This is a genomic window from Planctomonas sp. JC2975 (assembly GCF_012985205.1).
Classification (GTDB): domain Bacteria; phylum Actinomycetota; class Actinomycetes; order Actinomycetales; family Microbacteriaceae; genus Humibacter.
On record NZ_JABEKS010000001.1, the window covers coordinates 1,412,473 to 1,426,273 of the forward strand.

At 69.5% G+C, this 13,801-nt stretch carries 12 protein-coding genes; 5 read left to right on the forward strand and 7 right to left on the reverse strand.

Features of this window, described 5'->3' with window-relative positions; genetic code table 11:
- Positions 1–4: 4 nt before the first annotated feature.
- Positions 5–946 (reverse strand): UTP--glucose-1-phosphate uridylyltransferase GalU, encoded by a 942-nt coding sequence (gene galU / locus HII28_RS06525; protein WP_170024657.1) that lies wholly within the window; start codon positions 944–946, stop codon positions 5–7.
- 140 nt (positions 947–1,086) lie between these two features.
- Here galU and HII28_RS06530 point away from each other — a divergent pair, with 140 nt between their 5' ends.
- The 3 genes from HII28_RS06530 (at position 1,087) to mscL (ending at position 2,658) form a co-directional block, all read left to right on the forward strand.
- The gene (locus HII28_RS06530) at positions 1,087–1,668 is read left to right on the forward strand and encodes a 5-formyltetrahydrofolate cyclo-ligase (RefSeq protein ID WP_170024658.1); all 582 of its coding nucleotides are present in this window, start codon (positions 1,087–1,089) and stop codon (positions 1,666–1,668) included.
- A gap of 60 nt (positions 1,669–1,728) precedes the next feature.
- Positions 1,729–2,058 (forward strand): FmdB family zinc ribbon protein, encoded by a 330-nt coding sequence (locus HII28_RS06535; RefSeq protein ID WP_170024659.1) that lies wholly within the window; start codon positions 1,729–1,731, stop codon positions 2,056–2,058.
- A gap of 126 nt (positions 2,059–2,184) precedes the next feature.
- Positions 2,185–2,658: a large conductance mechanosensitive channel protein MscL gene (gene mscL, locus HII28_RS06540; RefSeq protein WP_170024660.1), complete on the forward strand. Its 474-nt coding sequence runs from the start codon at positions 2,185–2,187 to the stop codon at positions 2,656–2,658.
- Positions 2,659–2,751: 93 nt separating this feature from the next.
- Here the strand turns inward: mscL and HII28_RS06545 are convergent, their stop codons facing one another.
- Positions 2,752–2,964 carry a hypothetical protein gene (locus HII28_RS06545; protein ID WP_170024661.1) on the reverse strand — a complete coding sequence of 71 codons (213 nt, stop codon included), beginning with the start codon at positions 2,962–2,964 and terminating at the stop codon, positions 2,752–2,754.
- 50 nt (positions 2,965–3,014) lie between these two features.
- On the reverse strand, positions 3,015–6,758 hold the full coding sequence (locus HII28_RS06550) for an AAA family ATPase (protein ID WP_346769216.1): 3,744 nt from the start codon (positions 6,756–6,758) through the stop codon (positions 3,015–3,017).
- 222 nt (positions 6,759–6,980) lie between these two features.
- Here HII28_RS06550 and HII28_RS06555 point away from each other — a divergent pair, with 222 nt between their 5' ends.
- Positions 6,981–7,235: a hypothetical protein gene (locus HII28_RS06555; RefSeq protein ID WP_170024663.1), complete on the forward strand. Its 255-nt coding sequence runs from the start codon at positions 6,981–6,983 to the stop codon at positions 7,233–7,235.
- A 13-nt stretch (positions 7,236–7,248) separates the two neighbouring features.
- Here HII28_RS06555 and hutI read toward each other — a convergent pair whose 3' ends face one another.
- The 3 genes from hutI to hutH form a co-directional block, all read right to left on the reverse strand.
- Positions 7,249–8,460 (reverse strand): imidazolonepropionase, encoded by a 1,212-nt coding sequence (gene hutI, locus HII28_RS06560; protein WP_346769217.1) that lies wholly within the window; start codon positions 8,458–8,460, stop codon positions 7,249–7,251.
- Positions 8,457–10,112 (reverse strand): urocanate hydratase, encoded by a 1,656-nt coding sequence (hutU, locus tag HII28_RS06565; RefSeq protein WP_170024664.1) that lies wholly within the window; start codon positions 10,110–10,112, stop codon positions 8,457–8,459. Before hutU ends, hutI begins: the two co-directional genes overlap by 4 nt.
- A 123-nt stretch (positions 10,113–10,235) precedes the next feature.
- On the reverse strand, positions 10,236–11,822 hold the full coding sequence (gene hutH, locus HII28_RS06570; RefSeq protein WP_170024665.1) for a histidine ammonia-lyase: 1,587 nt from the start codon (positions 11,820–11,822) through the stop codon (positions 10,236–10,238).
- Positions 11,823–11,923: 101 nt separating this feature from the next.
- Between hutH and HII28_RS06575 the strand changes: the two genes are divergently transcribed.
- Entirely contained in the window at positions 11,924–12,676 is a 753-nt protein-coding gene (locus HII28_RS06575; RefSeq protein ID WP_170024666.1) for an IclR family transcriptional regulator, read from the forward strand.
- A gap of 21 nt (positions 12,677–12,697) precedes the next feature.
- Here HII28_RS06575 and HII28_RS06580 read toward each other — a convergent pair whose 3' ends face one another.
- Entirely contained in the window at positions 12,698–13,639 is a 942-nt protein-coding gene (locus HII28_RS06580; RefSeq protein WP_170024667.1) for an arginase family protein, read from the reverse strand.
- Positions 13,640–13,801 lie beyond the last annotated feature (162 nt).

Genomic DNA, 13,801 nt, shown 5'->3' on the forward strand with positions numbered 1-13,801 from the left:
TCGGTCAGTTCGCGGTGTGGCCGACGCCGGGTTCGTCGAGCGTCTCGCCACGTGCCGGCTCGTCGGCCAGCCCGGACGCGAACTCGCGCAGCCACGGACGGAACTGCGGTCCCAGATCTTCGCGGTCGATCGCCAGCTGCACGATCGACTTGAGGTAGTCGAGGCGGTCACCGGTGTCGTAACGACGACCTCGGAACACAACGCCGTACACCCCGGGGCCGCTCTCATCGGCTGCGAGCTCCTGGAGAGCATCCGTCAGCTGGATCTCGCCGCCCTTGCCCGGCTCGGTGTGCTCGAGCACGTCGAACACCTCGGGCTGCAGCACGTAGCGTCCGATGATCGCCAGGTTCGACGGGGCGTCTTCGGCTGCCGGCTTCTCCACCAGGCCGCGCACGCGCACGACATCGCCCTCGTCTGTGGCATCGACCGCGGCCGCCCCATAGAGGTGGATCTGCGAAGGGTCGACTTCGAGCAGGGCGACGACGCTGGCGCCGCGCTGCTCGGCAACCTCGATCATGCGCGTGAGGAGTACGTCGCGGCTGTCGATGATGTCATCGCCCAGGAGCACGGCGAACGCCTGCTCGCCGACGTGCTTCTTCGCACGCAGCACCGCGTGGCCGAGACCCTTCGGATCCCCCTGCCTCACGTAGTGCATGTCGGCCAGATCGGTGGAGTACATCACCCGGCGCAGCTTCTCCGTGTCGCCCTTGGCCAGGAGGGTGGATTCGATCTCGGTCGCACGGTCGAAGTGGTTCTCGAGGGCGTTCTTGTTGCGTCCTGTGATGAGGAGCACGTCGTCGAGTCCGGCATCCACGGCCTCTTCGACCACGTACTGGATCGCTGGCTTGTCGACGACCGGGAGCATCTCCTTGGGCATGGCCTTGGTGGCGGGAAGGAACCGCGTGCCAAGGCCCGCGGCAGGGATGACTGCTTTGGTGATGGCCATGCTGCTCAGGGTATCTGCTGGCCCGTCGACACCGACAATCCGATCCCGTCGCCGACCAGGGCGATCCTTGGGGTCGGCGGTGCGACCCCGCTCGACCGTCGGCGGAAGCGCCGCCGACCCCAGACCCTAAACTTCGAGGTATGCCCTCCGACCCGAGCAGCGCGAAGCGCGCGCTCCGCGCCGACCTCCGCGAACGCCGGCAGAATCTCACCGCCACAGAGCGGGAGAGGGCCGAGACCGGCATCACGAAGAACCTGCAGACCCTGGTCGCCGAGCTGGGTGCTCGCTCGCTCTCCTGCTACCTGTCAGGTCCGGCGGAGCCCAACACACGTCCGTTCCTGAATTGGGCCTTCGCCGAGGGACTGCGGGTGCTGCTGCCGATCAGCCGCGAGGACGGCCTCCTCGACTGGACGGTGGACGACGGCGAATCCGAGGCCCTCGGCATCCACGGATGGCCGGAGGCCGTCGGCGAGCTGCTCGGTCCGATCGCGGTCAACGACGTCGATCTCATCGTCGTTCCGGCGGCCGCCGTCGACGAATCGGGCATGCGGATGGGCTGGGGCAAGGGCTACTTCGACAAAACCCTGGGCAGCATGGAAAAATGTCCTCCGGTGTTTGCCGTGGTCTTCGACGGCGAGGTGCTCGACGAGGTGCCTCGGGAACGACACGACGAGCCGGTGACCGGTGCTGTGACCCCGACTCGCATCATCCGCTTCCGCTGAAGAGCGGATGCCGCGCCATCCGCCACCACGACGCACCCCCGATCAAGTCAGCGAGAAACAATGCCCACCTATTCGTACAAGTGCTCCGCATGCGGACACGCCTTCGACATCCACCAGTCCTTCAGTGACGACGCGCTGACCGCGTGCCCCGAGTGCGGCGGACCGCTGCGCAAGGTGTTCGGATCCGTCGGCGTCACGTTCAAGGGATCCGGCTTCTACCGCACGGACTCCCGCACCGGCACGTCGTCTTCGTCGCCCGCGGTGAAGAAGGATGCAGCCAAGACGGATGCGTCGAGCTCCTCCTCGTCAGAGTCGAAGCCGGCGTCGGCCGAGAAGAAGAGCGCGCCCGCGCCGTCGACCTCGTCCGGATCCGCCAGCTCCGCCGCCTGATCCGAGACGCTCCATCGCCGGCTGAGTCGCACTCACTGTCGGTGTGCAAGCGATTCTCGACACTCGCCGCCACTTCCGTACCATCGGAGGAGACGACACCGACGGTGACGGATTGAGGGGAACACCGTGATCAAAGGCTTCAGAGACTTCATCACCCGCGGCAACGTGATCGACCTGGCTGTCGCCGTTGTCATCGGCGCAGCGTTCACGGCTGTGGTCAACGCGATCGTCAACAGCCTGATCAACCCCCTGATCAGCGCGGTTTTCAAGGCCGGCTCTCTCGACAAGGCGCTGCTCGTGCCGATCCCCGCGATCGGAGGCGGATACACGCATCTCGCGTTCGGCGCGATCATCGGGGCGCTCATCCAGTTCCTCGCCGTGGCCGTCGTCGTGTATTTCGTCTTCGTGGCGCCCATGAACCACTTCCGCAAGCTCGCGGAGGCTCGCAAGGGCATCCCCACCGAAGAGGAAGACACTCTGCCGGCCGACGTCGAGCTGCTCACGCAGATCCGCGACCTGCTCGCCGCTCAGGCCGACGCGAACCTCACGGCCCCGCGCGCCGACGGCGCGGGCCGTCACGCAGACGGCGCGACCGACTGACTCGGAGCCGACTGACTCCGAGCCGACGCCGCCGTCCGGCGCCGGAGCGCGACCGACGTCGTCGGTGACGGCCTCCGGCTCACCGCGCCGGGCTCAGTGCGTCTTGCCCCAGTGCGGCGGCACGTCCTGACGAAGGCGCTCGTCGTTGCGGCCGGCACCGTCACCCCACGCGCGATCCGTGTCCTCGGATGCTCGCACAGCGGCATCCGCTCCGTGCTGCCCCTGCGGGGTCGGGTCGGCTTCCGGCGCTCCTGGCCGTTGCACCCGTCGCCCGGTTCGCCGCCCTCCGGTACCGCTTTCGCCCACGCCATCCAGAGTACGTGGCCGTGCCCGGCCGGACGAACGGCTGCCGGCGGCTACTCGTCCTTCGGCTCCGGCTCGAGCGCACCGAGCAGGCGTCCGATCCGCTGGGCCACCGCCTCCGGATTCGCGAACAGCTCGAAGCTGTGCACCCGGACGTAGTGCCAGCCCAGCCGACGCAGCACCTCGGGTCGCAGCCGGAGCGACTCGCGCAGACTGGCCATGCCGAGCACGCGATCCGTCTCGATGACGACCGCTTTGGATCCGTACGACGCCGCGAGCGGCAGCACACCGCGGTGACCGAGTCGCACCGTCATGTCGAGGTTCTCGAGACGACGGGCCAGGTCGACGAGCAACGGCTCGGAATCGTCCGGCTCGTCCTCGACAGCACCCTCGATCTCCGCAGCCTCCTCGAGCACCTGTGCGAGCGCGACGATGCCGTGCTTCATGCGCGAGGTGTCGATGTCTTCCGGGCGGAAGCACGACACGATGTCCATCGCGCGCCGCGCCCTGGTGAGCCCGACCGCCAGCAGCCGCTCACCGCCCGGCTCGCCGAGCGGGCCGAACGACGACAGCAGGCGTCCGTGCGGGGTGCGGCCGTATCCGATCGAGAAGATCACCCGGTCACGGCTCTGCGCCACCGACTCTTCGAGTGTGACAACGGTGAACGGCTCAGGACGATCGCCCATGACGAAGTCCGCGAGCTCCTGCCGTTTCGTCGATGCCGCGAGCACCTCGTGCTGCACCCGCACCGCGTGCTTCTGGCTCGCCGTGACGACCATCAGGGACTCGCGCGACCTGTTCAGTGCGTGCTCCATGACGAGCTCGACGACCCGCGTCACCTCGGCATCCACACTCTCGACGGTGCCGGTGTCGCCGTCGGGCATGCCGTGACCGCCGTGCACGTAGCTCAGCGTGAGGCTGGAGTGTCCGAGGAAGCTGCCGGCCCATGGCAGGGAATCGATCTGTCCGCCGTAGAACCGCCGGTTGACGAGCTCGGCGAGGTCGTCGCCGACCGAGCGGTAGCTGCGCGTAAGCGTGTAGACGGGCAGCAGGCCGGAGAGATGAGCGAGAGCGGATGCGTCGTGCCAGGCATCCACGTCGTGCGGCTCTTCTTCCACCACGCCGGGTGCCGAGGAATCCGTCACGGCGATGCGGAACGGCGACGGCGTCTGCGTCACAGGATCGCCGAACGCGACCACCTGCCGAGCACGGCGGATCGCGCCGATGTTCTCGGCGAGCGTGCACCCGCCAGCATCCACGAGCACGACGGCGTCGAACGCCATCGACAGCGGAAGGGATGCCACGTCGTACGGAGAGGCGAGCCATACCGGTGCCAGCACCCTGGAGAGCTGCGGCGCGCGGTCGGTCAGGATGTCGGGGCTCGCGGTTCCGGCGCGGAGCATGCGGCGCAGCGCATCCGCCTGCTCGGCGTTGTCGGCCAGCGCGATCTTCCACTGCACCGCGAGCTGCGCTGAGAGGAGCTGGCCGGTGGCTGAGGCATGCGCCTGGTCGACGAGACGGAAGTCGGCCTCGAGGCGGTCCAGCACTCTGGTGTTCGCGCCGAGCAGCGCGCGGTCGTCTGCGAGCAGTGTCTCGAGCACGGACTGCCACCACGCCAGTTCCAGCTCGGCGGCGACGTTCTCGCTCGTGACGTGACGGGCCGAGAGGTCGGAGAGCAGCGGATCGAGGCGCAGCTCGCGCAGCCGGGACAACTGAGAGGTGCGCTCCTGGAGGTTGACCAGCACCTCGGACTCCATCGCGAGTCCGCCGAGCATGTTCGTCAGCTCGCTCAGCGGCAGAACGAGGAGGGAATCCGGACGACGAGTGCGGCCGAGCGGCTCGTCCAGGCTCATCAGGTCTTCCGCGACCTTCTGGTACGCCACCTGCACGTCGGCGACCCCGAGCGGCACGCTGGGCGGTGCGCCGGCATCCGCGAACCTGTTCCACAGCTTGCGCTGCTGCTGGATGCGCCGCAGCGACTCGTTCAGGTCGGCGACGTGTCCGCCGGGTCGAACGTATTCGAGGGCGAGCTTGCGCAGCCTGCGGCGGGTGGCTCCCGACATCCCCGGTGCATCGCGACGCGTCGACGTGGCTGCGATCAGCTCGTCGAGCGGACGGTCGAACACGGAGGGCACGAAGCGGTCGAGCGTCTCGCGCAGGTCGGCGAGCAGCCGCAGGTAGATGCCCAGCTCGGCGATGTTCTCGAACGGACGGAGCCGGGTGCCCTCGATGAGCGTGGTGGAGCGGTCGATGAGCCGCGGCACCTCGATGGTGCTGAGCTTCTTCGCCAGGGTGTGCGCGTTCGTCGCCTCGGCCGTGGTGTGGAAGCCTGCCCCGTACCACGGCGAGTCGTCCGGGCCGTAGCGGAACTCGCCCAGCGTCGCTGCCCGACGCAGGATTCCGGCCGCTTCGCTCCGGTCGACCGCCAGAGCCTCGATCGTCTCGCGGTCGAGACGGGCGTGGGTGCGCGGCGGCGACTGCAGCAGCGCAAGCCGCGCCAGCTCGCCGAGCGCGTCGAGCACGCTGACCCCGAACTGCGGATGCGGCGCCGTGAGCGCACCGCGATAGTCCAGCAGCACGCGGCGCAGCCGAACGAGCGCATCGTCGACCTCGTCGACGCCCGGCTTCTCGGTCTTCTCGTTGCGGGTGATGGAACGGATCAGGTCGCGGCGGATGGTGCGGGTGGCGACCGCAGCGCCGCCAAGGCCGACCTGGTCGAGCCGGTGGGCGATGGCATCCAGGCTGGAACGACGCGGACCGACGACGAGCACGCGGCGATTGCGCGAGACGAGCGCACCGATCGCGTTCACGACGGTTTGCGTCGCGCCCGTTCCCGGCAGCGTCTTGACGACGATGGAATTGCCGTTCGCCACCTGGGCGACGACGCTCTCCTGCTCCGGATCCGAATCGAGAAGCAGCGTGTCGATCGACGGCGGGCGGTTGTCCTGCGGCACGATCTCGGCCGGCGAGAAGGCGCTCTCCACCCGCTCCCGCGCAGTGGGGTTGCCGGCGAGCGCCAGCAGCACGTCGTGGTCGAACTCGCCGAGATCGTCGGACATGGATCGTGCGACATCCGCGAACGACGAGACGACCAGTCGTGGCTGCACGGTGAAGTACTCGAGGTGGCTGGTCAGCCCGCGCAGGCGATCGATGACGGGCTGCGGCTTGAACACGCCATTCGTCTCGGCCAGGGCGACGAACGCCTCGGCATCCAGCCGGATGCGGAACTGCTCGTGCAGCGCTCTCGACAACTCGGGGTTGAGGAACGTCTTGCCGCGCAGCTTCAGTTCGAAGTCGCGGCCGTAACGGCGGATGGCCACCGGGCGCAGCAGCACCGGTGCGCTGTACTCGTCGGCGCCGTTGCGCCAGTGCGCCAGCCCGATACCGAGGTGCACAGCGTCGATCCCGCGAACGGCCCGCAGCTCGATGCCCTTCGCCGTGATCGCACCAGCCGCGCCCTTCGCGGTGCGCAGCGCCAGGTCGTCGCGGATCAGGCTCGACAACAGGGTGCGATCGCCCGTGATGAACTGCGGCAGCCCGCCCGGATGCGTCGCGCTCAGCTCGATGCGCGTGCGTGGCGTGTCCACGAAATGCAGGAGCGGGGACCGGCCGCCGACCGCCGCGACCTCGTCGCGCCACTGCATCCACGTCGGCTCCGCGATGTTGCCCGCCGCCACGCGCGGGTCCCCTAGAGTCACGGTCTCAGGACCCGTCGCAGTGCGCGGGTCGAGGGAGACGTCTTCCAACGCCTCCAGCGACGTGAAGTCCACGTCGTGCCTCTTTTCGGGTCTCCGCACACCGGAAACCTTATGCGGAACAAGGCCGTATGCCGATGAGGCAAGGCCGTTTCGACGGCATCCGGGGGCATCGCGCCACCCTATGCCTCGCAGCGGTCGCGGCGTAGGCTGACGGGCGACGATGGAACAGGGCGGGCTGTGGCATCCGCGAGACGCTTCGGTTCCGCGCCATCACGGCGAGGCTGACCGCCGTCGCCAGGCACCGTGCAGTGGGGAGCATCGATGAGCAAGCGCGACGAGATCGTGGAACTCGCAAGCAACGACCCGATCACGACATTGAGCGGATGGGGTGTCCGCAGCGAGCACGCCTATCTTGCGGCGTTCGTCTCGCTCGGACTCGTCTTCCTCATCTGGCTCGTCTCGCGTGCCAAGAAGGACGACCGATCGAGGTCGGAGCACTGGGGGCTCTTCCTCGGCGAGTGGGTGGCGTCGCTGCTTGCGCTCGGCGTCGCTCTGAAGCTCGAAGAGAAGGACTGAGCGGCACAGCTGCTCAGTCGACGCGGAGTTCCACTCCGTGCTTCCACACACGGCGGACCAGCGGAACGCCGGGACGGTAGGCGAGATAGACGTGGCTCGGGGCGTCGAGCAGGACCAGATCCGCGCTCGCGCCGGGTGAGAGTCGTCCCACGTCGTCGCGTCGCAGTGCGCGCGCCCCGCCGGCGGTCGCCGCCCAGAGCGCCTCGTCTGGTGTCATCCCGAGTTCCCGCACGGCCAGAGCGATGACGAACGGCATCGACGAGGTGAAGCACGAGCCGGGGTTGCAGTCGCTGGCGAGCGCGATGGTGACGCCGGCGGAGAGAAGGGCACGGGCATCCGGATAGGGATGTCTCGTGCTGAACTCGACCCCCGGCAGCAACGTGCACACCGTGTTCGATGCGGCGAGCGCGGCGACGTCGTCCGCCGAGAGGTAGGTGGCGTGATCGACGCTGGCGGCGTCGAGTCCGACGGCGACCCTGACGCCCTCGCCCTCGCCGAGCTGTCCGGCGTGGATGCGCACCCCGAGCCCGCGGTCGCGTCCCGCGGTCAGGATGCGCTCCGCCTCCTCCGCGGTGAACGCACCCTCGTCGCAGAAGACGTCGATCCAGCGCGCATGCGGTGCGCAGGCGTGGAGCATGGGACCGGTCACGAGGTCGACGTATCCGCTGCGGTCGTCCGCGTACTCGGATGGCACGACGTGCGCGCCGAGGAACGTCACCTCATCGGTCACCTCGCGTGCCAGACGGGCGAGACGTTCCTCGTTGTCGACGTCGAGCCCGTATCCCGTCTTCACCTCGAAGCTCGTCGTTCCTTGCGAGGCGAGCTCGCGTTCGAAGTGCTGCAGCGTCGCCCGAAGCTGTTCGTCACTGGCGGCACGGGTGGCGGCGACCGTGCTGCGGATCCCGCCCGCCGCATACCGCTCCCCCGCCATGCGCGCCACGAACTCGGCGGAGCGGTCTCCCGCGAAGGCGAGGTGGGTGTGACTGTCGACGAAGCCCGGGATGACGGCGCGACCGCCGGCATCCACGCGTTCCACGTCACCCTGCAGGAGCCGGGCTACCTGCGGTGCTGCGTCGGCCTGCCGGCCGGCCCAGACCACCTGACCGTCGCGGGCGATGAGGGCGGCGTCCTCGACGGCGCCCAGGGGATCGTCCGCTCGCGCGCCGCTCGTGTGCTGATCGTTAGTCACGAGCAGCCCGATGCCGTGCAGGAAGAGCGTGCTCACCCTTCAAGCATGGGGATGCGCAGGCCGCGTTCGCGTGCAACCTCCGCGGCGCGTTCGTATCCCGCGTCGACGTGACGCATCACGCCGGTGCCCGGATCGTTCGTCAGAACGCGCTCGATCTTCTGCGCCGCGAGGTCCGTGCCGTCGGCGACGATCACCTGTCCGGCGTGGATGGAGCGTCCGATCCCCACCCCACCGCCGTGGTGGATCGACACCCACGTGGCACCCGACGCCGTGTTCAGAAGCGCGTTGAGCAGGGGCCAGTCTGCGATGGCATCCGAGCCGTCCTTCATGCCCTCCGTCTCACGGTACGGCGAGGCGACGGACCCGGAGTCGAGGTGGTCGCGGCCGATCACCACGGGCGCGGAGAGCTCACCCGATGCCACGAGCTCGTTGAACCGCAGGCCCGCGAGGTGCCGCTCCTTGTAGCCCAGCCAGCAGATGCGGGCCGGCAATCCCTCGAAGTGCACCCGCTCGCCCGCCTTGGTGATCCAGCGGCGCAGCTTCGCGTCGTCGGGGAACAGCTCGAGGATGGCGCGGTCGGTGACTGCGATGTCGTTCGGATCGCCAGACAGCGCCGCCCAGCGGAACGGGCCCTTGCCCTCCTCGAAGAGCGGACGGATGTGCGCCGGCACGAATCCCGGGAAAGCGAACGCCCGCTCGTACCCGCCGAGCTGCGCCTCGGCCCTGATCGAGTTGCCGTAGTCGAAGACCTCGGCGCCGGCATCCAGGAAGCCCACCATCGCCTCGACCTGTTTGGCCATGGAGGCACGCGCCTTCGCCGTGAAGCCTTCCGGATCCGCCTGCGCGGCCGTGTGCCACTCCTCGACGGAGACGCCCTCCGGCAGGTAGCTGAGCGGATCGTGGGCGCTCGTCTGGTCGGTCACGATGTCGATCGGCACGCCGCGACGCAACAGCTCCGGGAAGACCGTGGCGGCGTTGCCGACGAGTCCGACCGAGAGCGCCCGCCGCTCGTCCTTGGCTGCCAGAACACGGGCGACGGCGTCGTCGAGGTCGTCGGTCAGCTCATCCAGATAACCGTGGTCGACGCGTCGCTGCAGACGCGCCCGATCGACGTCGACGATGAGCACCGCGCCCTCGTTCATGGTGACGGCGAGCGGCTGAGCGCCGCCCATGCCGCCGCATCCGCCCGTGAGCGTCAGCGTGCCGGCCAGAGTGCCGCCGAACCTCTTGTCTGCGGCCGCAGCGAACGTCTCGTACGTGCCCTGCAGGATGCCCTGGCTGCCGATGTAGATCCACGAACCGGCGGTCATCTGGCCGTACATGGTGAGACCGGCCGCCTCCAGGCGGCGGAACTCGGGCCACGTCGCCCAGTCGGGCACGAGGTTGGAGTTGGCGATCAGCACGCGCGGCGCCCACTCGTGCGTGCGGAAGACGCCGACCGGCTTGCCGGACTGCACGAGGAGTGTCTCGTCGGCATCCAGGGTCGTCAGCGTGCGCACGATGGCGTCGAACGCTTCCCAGCTCCTGGCTGCGCGGCCGGTGCCTCCGTAGACGACGAGATCCTCCGGCCGCTCCGCCACCTCGGGATCCAGGTTGTTCATGAGCATGCGCAGCGGCGCCTCGGTCTGCCACGACTTGGCACGCAGCGTGGTGCCGCGAGGAGCGTGGATCGGCAGGCGATCGTTCATGGTCTCTTCCTTTCGGGGCGGGCGGCGAAAACAGCAGGTGTCGCCGAGAACAGCTGAAATCCGGCTGTTCTCACGCCGTATCGTCGGTTTCTGCTGTTTTCGTGGCGGAGCATCAGCGGAGGGTCAGCGGAGGGTGCCGGTGACGGACTCGACGGCGGACAGGATGCGTCCGCCGGCCACCAGCGCGACCGACGCCTCGATCTCGGAGGACAGCGGACGGTCCGGACCGGGACCTGCGACGTGCTCACGCAGCGCGGCGCGGGCCGCGCCCGTTGCCGGACCAGGCTGCAGCGGGGCGCGCAGGTCGAGCGACCTGGCGGCCGTCATCAGCTCGATGGCGAGCACGCGCGTGAGGCCGTCGACCGCGCGGCGGAGCTTGCGCGCGGCCGCCCAGCCCATCGAGACGTGATCCTCCTGCATGGCGCTGGAGGGAATGGAGTCGACGGATGCCGGTGCCGCCAGCCGCTTCAGCTCGCTCACGATCCCGGCTGCCGTGTACTGAGCGATCATGAGTCCGGAATCCACTCCGGCACGGTCGGCCAGGAAGGCCGGCAGCCCCTTGTTCCTCGCCACGTCGAGGTGCCTGTCGATGCGGCGCTCGGCGATGCTGGCGGCATCCGCGACGGCGATGGCGAGGAAGTCGAGCACGTAGGCGACCGGAGCACCGTGGAAGTTGCCGTTCGAGACGACCCTGCCGTCTTTCGTCACCACCGGGTTGTCGACGGCGGACGCCAGCTCGCGTTCGGCGACCATCCGTGCGTGCGACAGGGTGTCGCGACCGGCACCGTTCACTTGCGGTGCGCAGCGCAGCGAGTACGCGTCCTGCACCGTCGGGTCCTCGGGGCCGGCATGGCTGGCGACGATCGCCGATCCGGCGAGGATGCCGCGCAGGTTGGCAGCCGAGTCGGCCTGGCCGGTCTGCGGACGCAGGGCCTGCAGGTCGGCGGCGAAGACGGCATCCGTTCCGAGCAGCGCCTCAACGCTCATCGCGGCCGTGAGATCGGCGACCCGGTACAGCGCCTCGAGGTCGGTGAGGGCGAGGGCCAGCATGCCGAGCATGCCGTCGGTGCCGTTGATGAGTGCGAGGCCCTCTTTCTCGGCGAGCCGGATCGGCTGGATGCCGGCCTCGGCCAGCGCCAGCGCTGCCGGCACGATGCGGCCGGAGGCGTCGCGCACCTCTCCCTCGCCGATGAGCGCGAGCGCGCAGTGCGCCAGTGGTGCGAGATCACCGGAGCAGCCGAGGGATCCGTACTCCCGCACGATCGGAGTGATACCCGCGTTGAGTGCATCTGCGTAGGCCCGAGCGGTGGAGGCGCGAACGCCTGTTCGTCCGGTCATCAGCGTGCTCAGGCGCAGCAGCATGAGGGCGCGCACGACCTCGCGCTCGACCTCCGGGCCGGATCCGGCCGCGTGCGAGCGGATCAGGCTGAGCTGCAGCTGATCCCGATCCTCGCTGTGGATGTACGTGGTGGCGAGCGCGCCGAATCCCGTGGAGATGCCGTAGTGCGGCTGCGGGTCGTCGGCGAGCGCCTCGATGACGCGGCGGGTCTCGGTGACGGCGGCGACGGCATCCGGATCCAGCACCACTCGCGCGTCGTCGCGCGCGACGGCCACGACGTCGGCGATGCTCAGGGCGCCGATCCCGACGACCACCTCTGCGCTCGGTTCAGGTGCCGACGGACGGGTGTGCGGTGCTGCTGCGGCGCTCATGCTTCCATTGCACGCCGCCCGCGGGAGACGCGTCCCCGCTGACCATCGATCCGTGTCCGGGATACCGGACCACGTGCATCCGTGCCGCCTAAACTGGAGGGATGCCGGGCAAGGCTCCCGCCGCGGACGCGACGTTGCGCATCCTGCGGCTGATGTCGCAACAACGCGGTCCCGTTGCCGCCTCGACCATCGCGCGCACCCTGGAGTTGCCGCGCTCGACCGTCTACCAGCTGCTGAGTGCGCTGACGGAGCACGGGTTCGTCATCCCTCTTCCCGAGCTCGCCAAATACGGGCTCGGCGTCGCCGCGTTCGAACTCTCCAGCGGCTTCAACCGGCAGCAGCCGCTCACCCGCGTCGGCGCCCCCGTGCTCGCGCGACTCGTCGACGAAACGGGACTGAGCGGTCACCTCACCGTGCTGTTGGGTCGCGACGTCGTGTACCTCGTCGAGGAACGCGCACCGCACGGCCCCTATCTCGTGACGGATGTCGGCGTGCGGCTTCCCGCGCACCTCACGGCGTCTGGACTGGCGATGCTCGCCGGCCTTCCGGCTGCCCAGGTGCGTGCGCTGTATCCGGACAAGGGCGCGTTCACGACTCGGACGGGCAGCGGCGTGACGTCGTACCGCGAGCTGAGCGCGGAGCTGGGCGCGATCCGCGAGCGCGGCTACGCCGTTGAGGACTCGTCAATCACGCAAGGGCTGCGGTCGCTGGCGGTCGCCGTGCCGGACCACGTCGGCTGGCCCGCGGCGTCCGTCGCCGTCACGTTCCCCGCCGATCGCGACGTCGACCTCGATGCGACAGCCGCGCGCATCGCGCGGGCGGCGGCGGAGCTGGGGCGCCGCATCGGAGGGTGATCGCGCTGGAGCTCTGAGCGCTCAGTGCGCGGCAGGAATCCGCTCGGCGTAGCCGGCGATCGCCTCCAGCACGACGAGGGCGGCGAGGCGCACGGTGCGGCCGTCGGCCGCGTCGCGCGTCGCGTCCACCTCGGCGATGTCGATGGATGCCACACGCGGGTCGCGCGCCAGAAGGCGCACGGTGCGCCGCAGCTGATACGCGGACAAGCCGCCGGGCACCGACGCCGGGCAGGCGGGCGCGACGGAACGGTCGCAGGCGTCGACATCGACGTCCACGTGGATGGGACCGCCCGAGGTGCCCGCCACCTCGAGCGCGTCATCCGCGATCTCCGCCAACGAACGCTCCTCGAAAGCACCCCGCCGCACGATGGTGATGCCAGCCTCGCGCGCCCTCGTGTCGTAGAACTCGGAGTTGGCGAAGTCCGCGATGCCCAGCTGCACCACCCGCCGCCCGTCGAGGCCCGCCTCAAGCAGTCGGCGTACGGGGGATCCGTTGGAGATGCCGTCGCGCAGGTCATGGTGGGCGTCGATCGTGATGAGGCCGGCGTTCGCTATGCGATCGCCGCCTTCGCCGTCAGGACGGGCACCCCGCCAGGCACCGCGCGCCACGCTGTAGGTGAGCGCGTTGTCGCCGCCGAGCGCGATGACGAGGTCCGACCGAGACGCGGCTGCACGCACGGCGTCGAGGGCATCGGCCTCTCCGTCGCCGTCCGGCTCGACGACGTCGCCGAAGTCCGCGACGGACGGCCAGGCGGCGCCATCCGCGAAGGTGCCGTAGCGCTGCACGGCTGTCCGGATGGCCGCCGGCGTCGCGTGCGCCCCCGTCGGCGAGAGCGAGGTGCGCCAGGTCGGCACCCCGATGATTCCGACGCCGACACGTTCAGCGGATCCGAGCGCATCCGCTGAAAGCCATCGGCCGGCGCGCGGCCAGTGCGGATCGTCGAAGAGCGGCGCCTCTGTCATGAGCACCACGTTAGGCCGGTCGGCGGGCGCGGGACGCGGCGGGTTCGGGCATCCGTGTCCGGCGGGGCGGACACGCCGACGGCACCGCGCACGTCGACCGAGGCGGACCGTTCACACGGACCGACCTGGACCGTTGACACCACGAGATAGGGGGCGTACCGT

Coding starts and splice junctions, on each gene's coding strand:
- hutU (WP_170024664.1), bottom strand. CDS start 10,112: ATGAACGATCGCCTGCCGATCCACGCTCCTCGCGGCACCACGCTGCGT.
- HII28_RS06575 (WP_170024666.1), top strand. CDS start 11,924: ATGCCGGGCAAGGCTCCCGCCGCGGACGCGACGTTGCGCATCCTGCGG.
- HII28_RS06535 (WP_170024659.1), top strand. CDS start 1,729: ATGCCCACCTATTCGTACAAGTGCTCCGCATGCGGACACGCCTTCGAC.
- HII28_RS06580 (WP_170024667.1), bottom strand. CDS start 13,639: ATGACAGAGGCGCCGCTCTTCGACGATCCGCACTGGCCGCGCGCCGGC.
- HII28_RS06530 (WP_170024658.1), top strand. CDS start 1,087: ATGCCCTCCGACCCGAGCAGCGCGAAGCGCGCGCTCCGCGCCGACCTC.
- HII28_RS06555 (WP_170024663.1), top strand. CDS start 6,981: ATGAGCAAGCGCGACGAGATCGTGGAACTCGCAAGCAACGACCCGATC.
- hutH (WP_170024665.1), bottom strand. CDS start 11,822: ATGAGCGCCGCAGCAGCACCGCACACCCGTCCGTCGGCACCTGAACCG.
- galU (WP_170024657.1), bottom strand. CDS start 946: ATGGCCATCACCAAAGCAGTCATCCCTGCCGCGGGCCTTGGCACGCGG.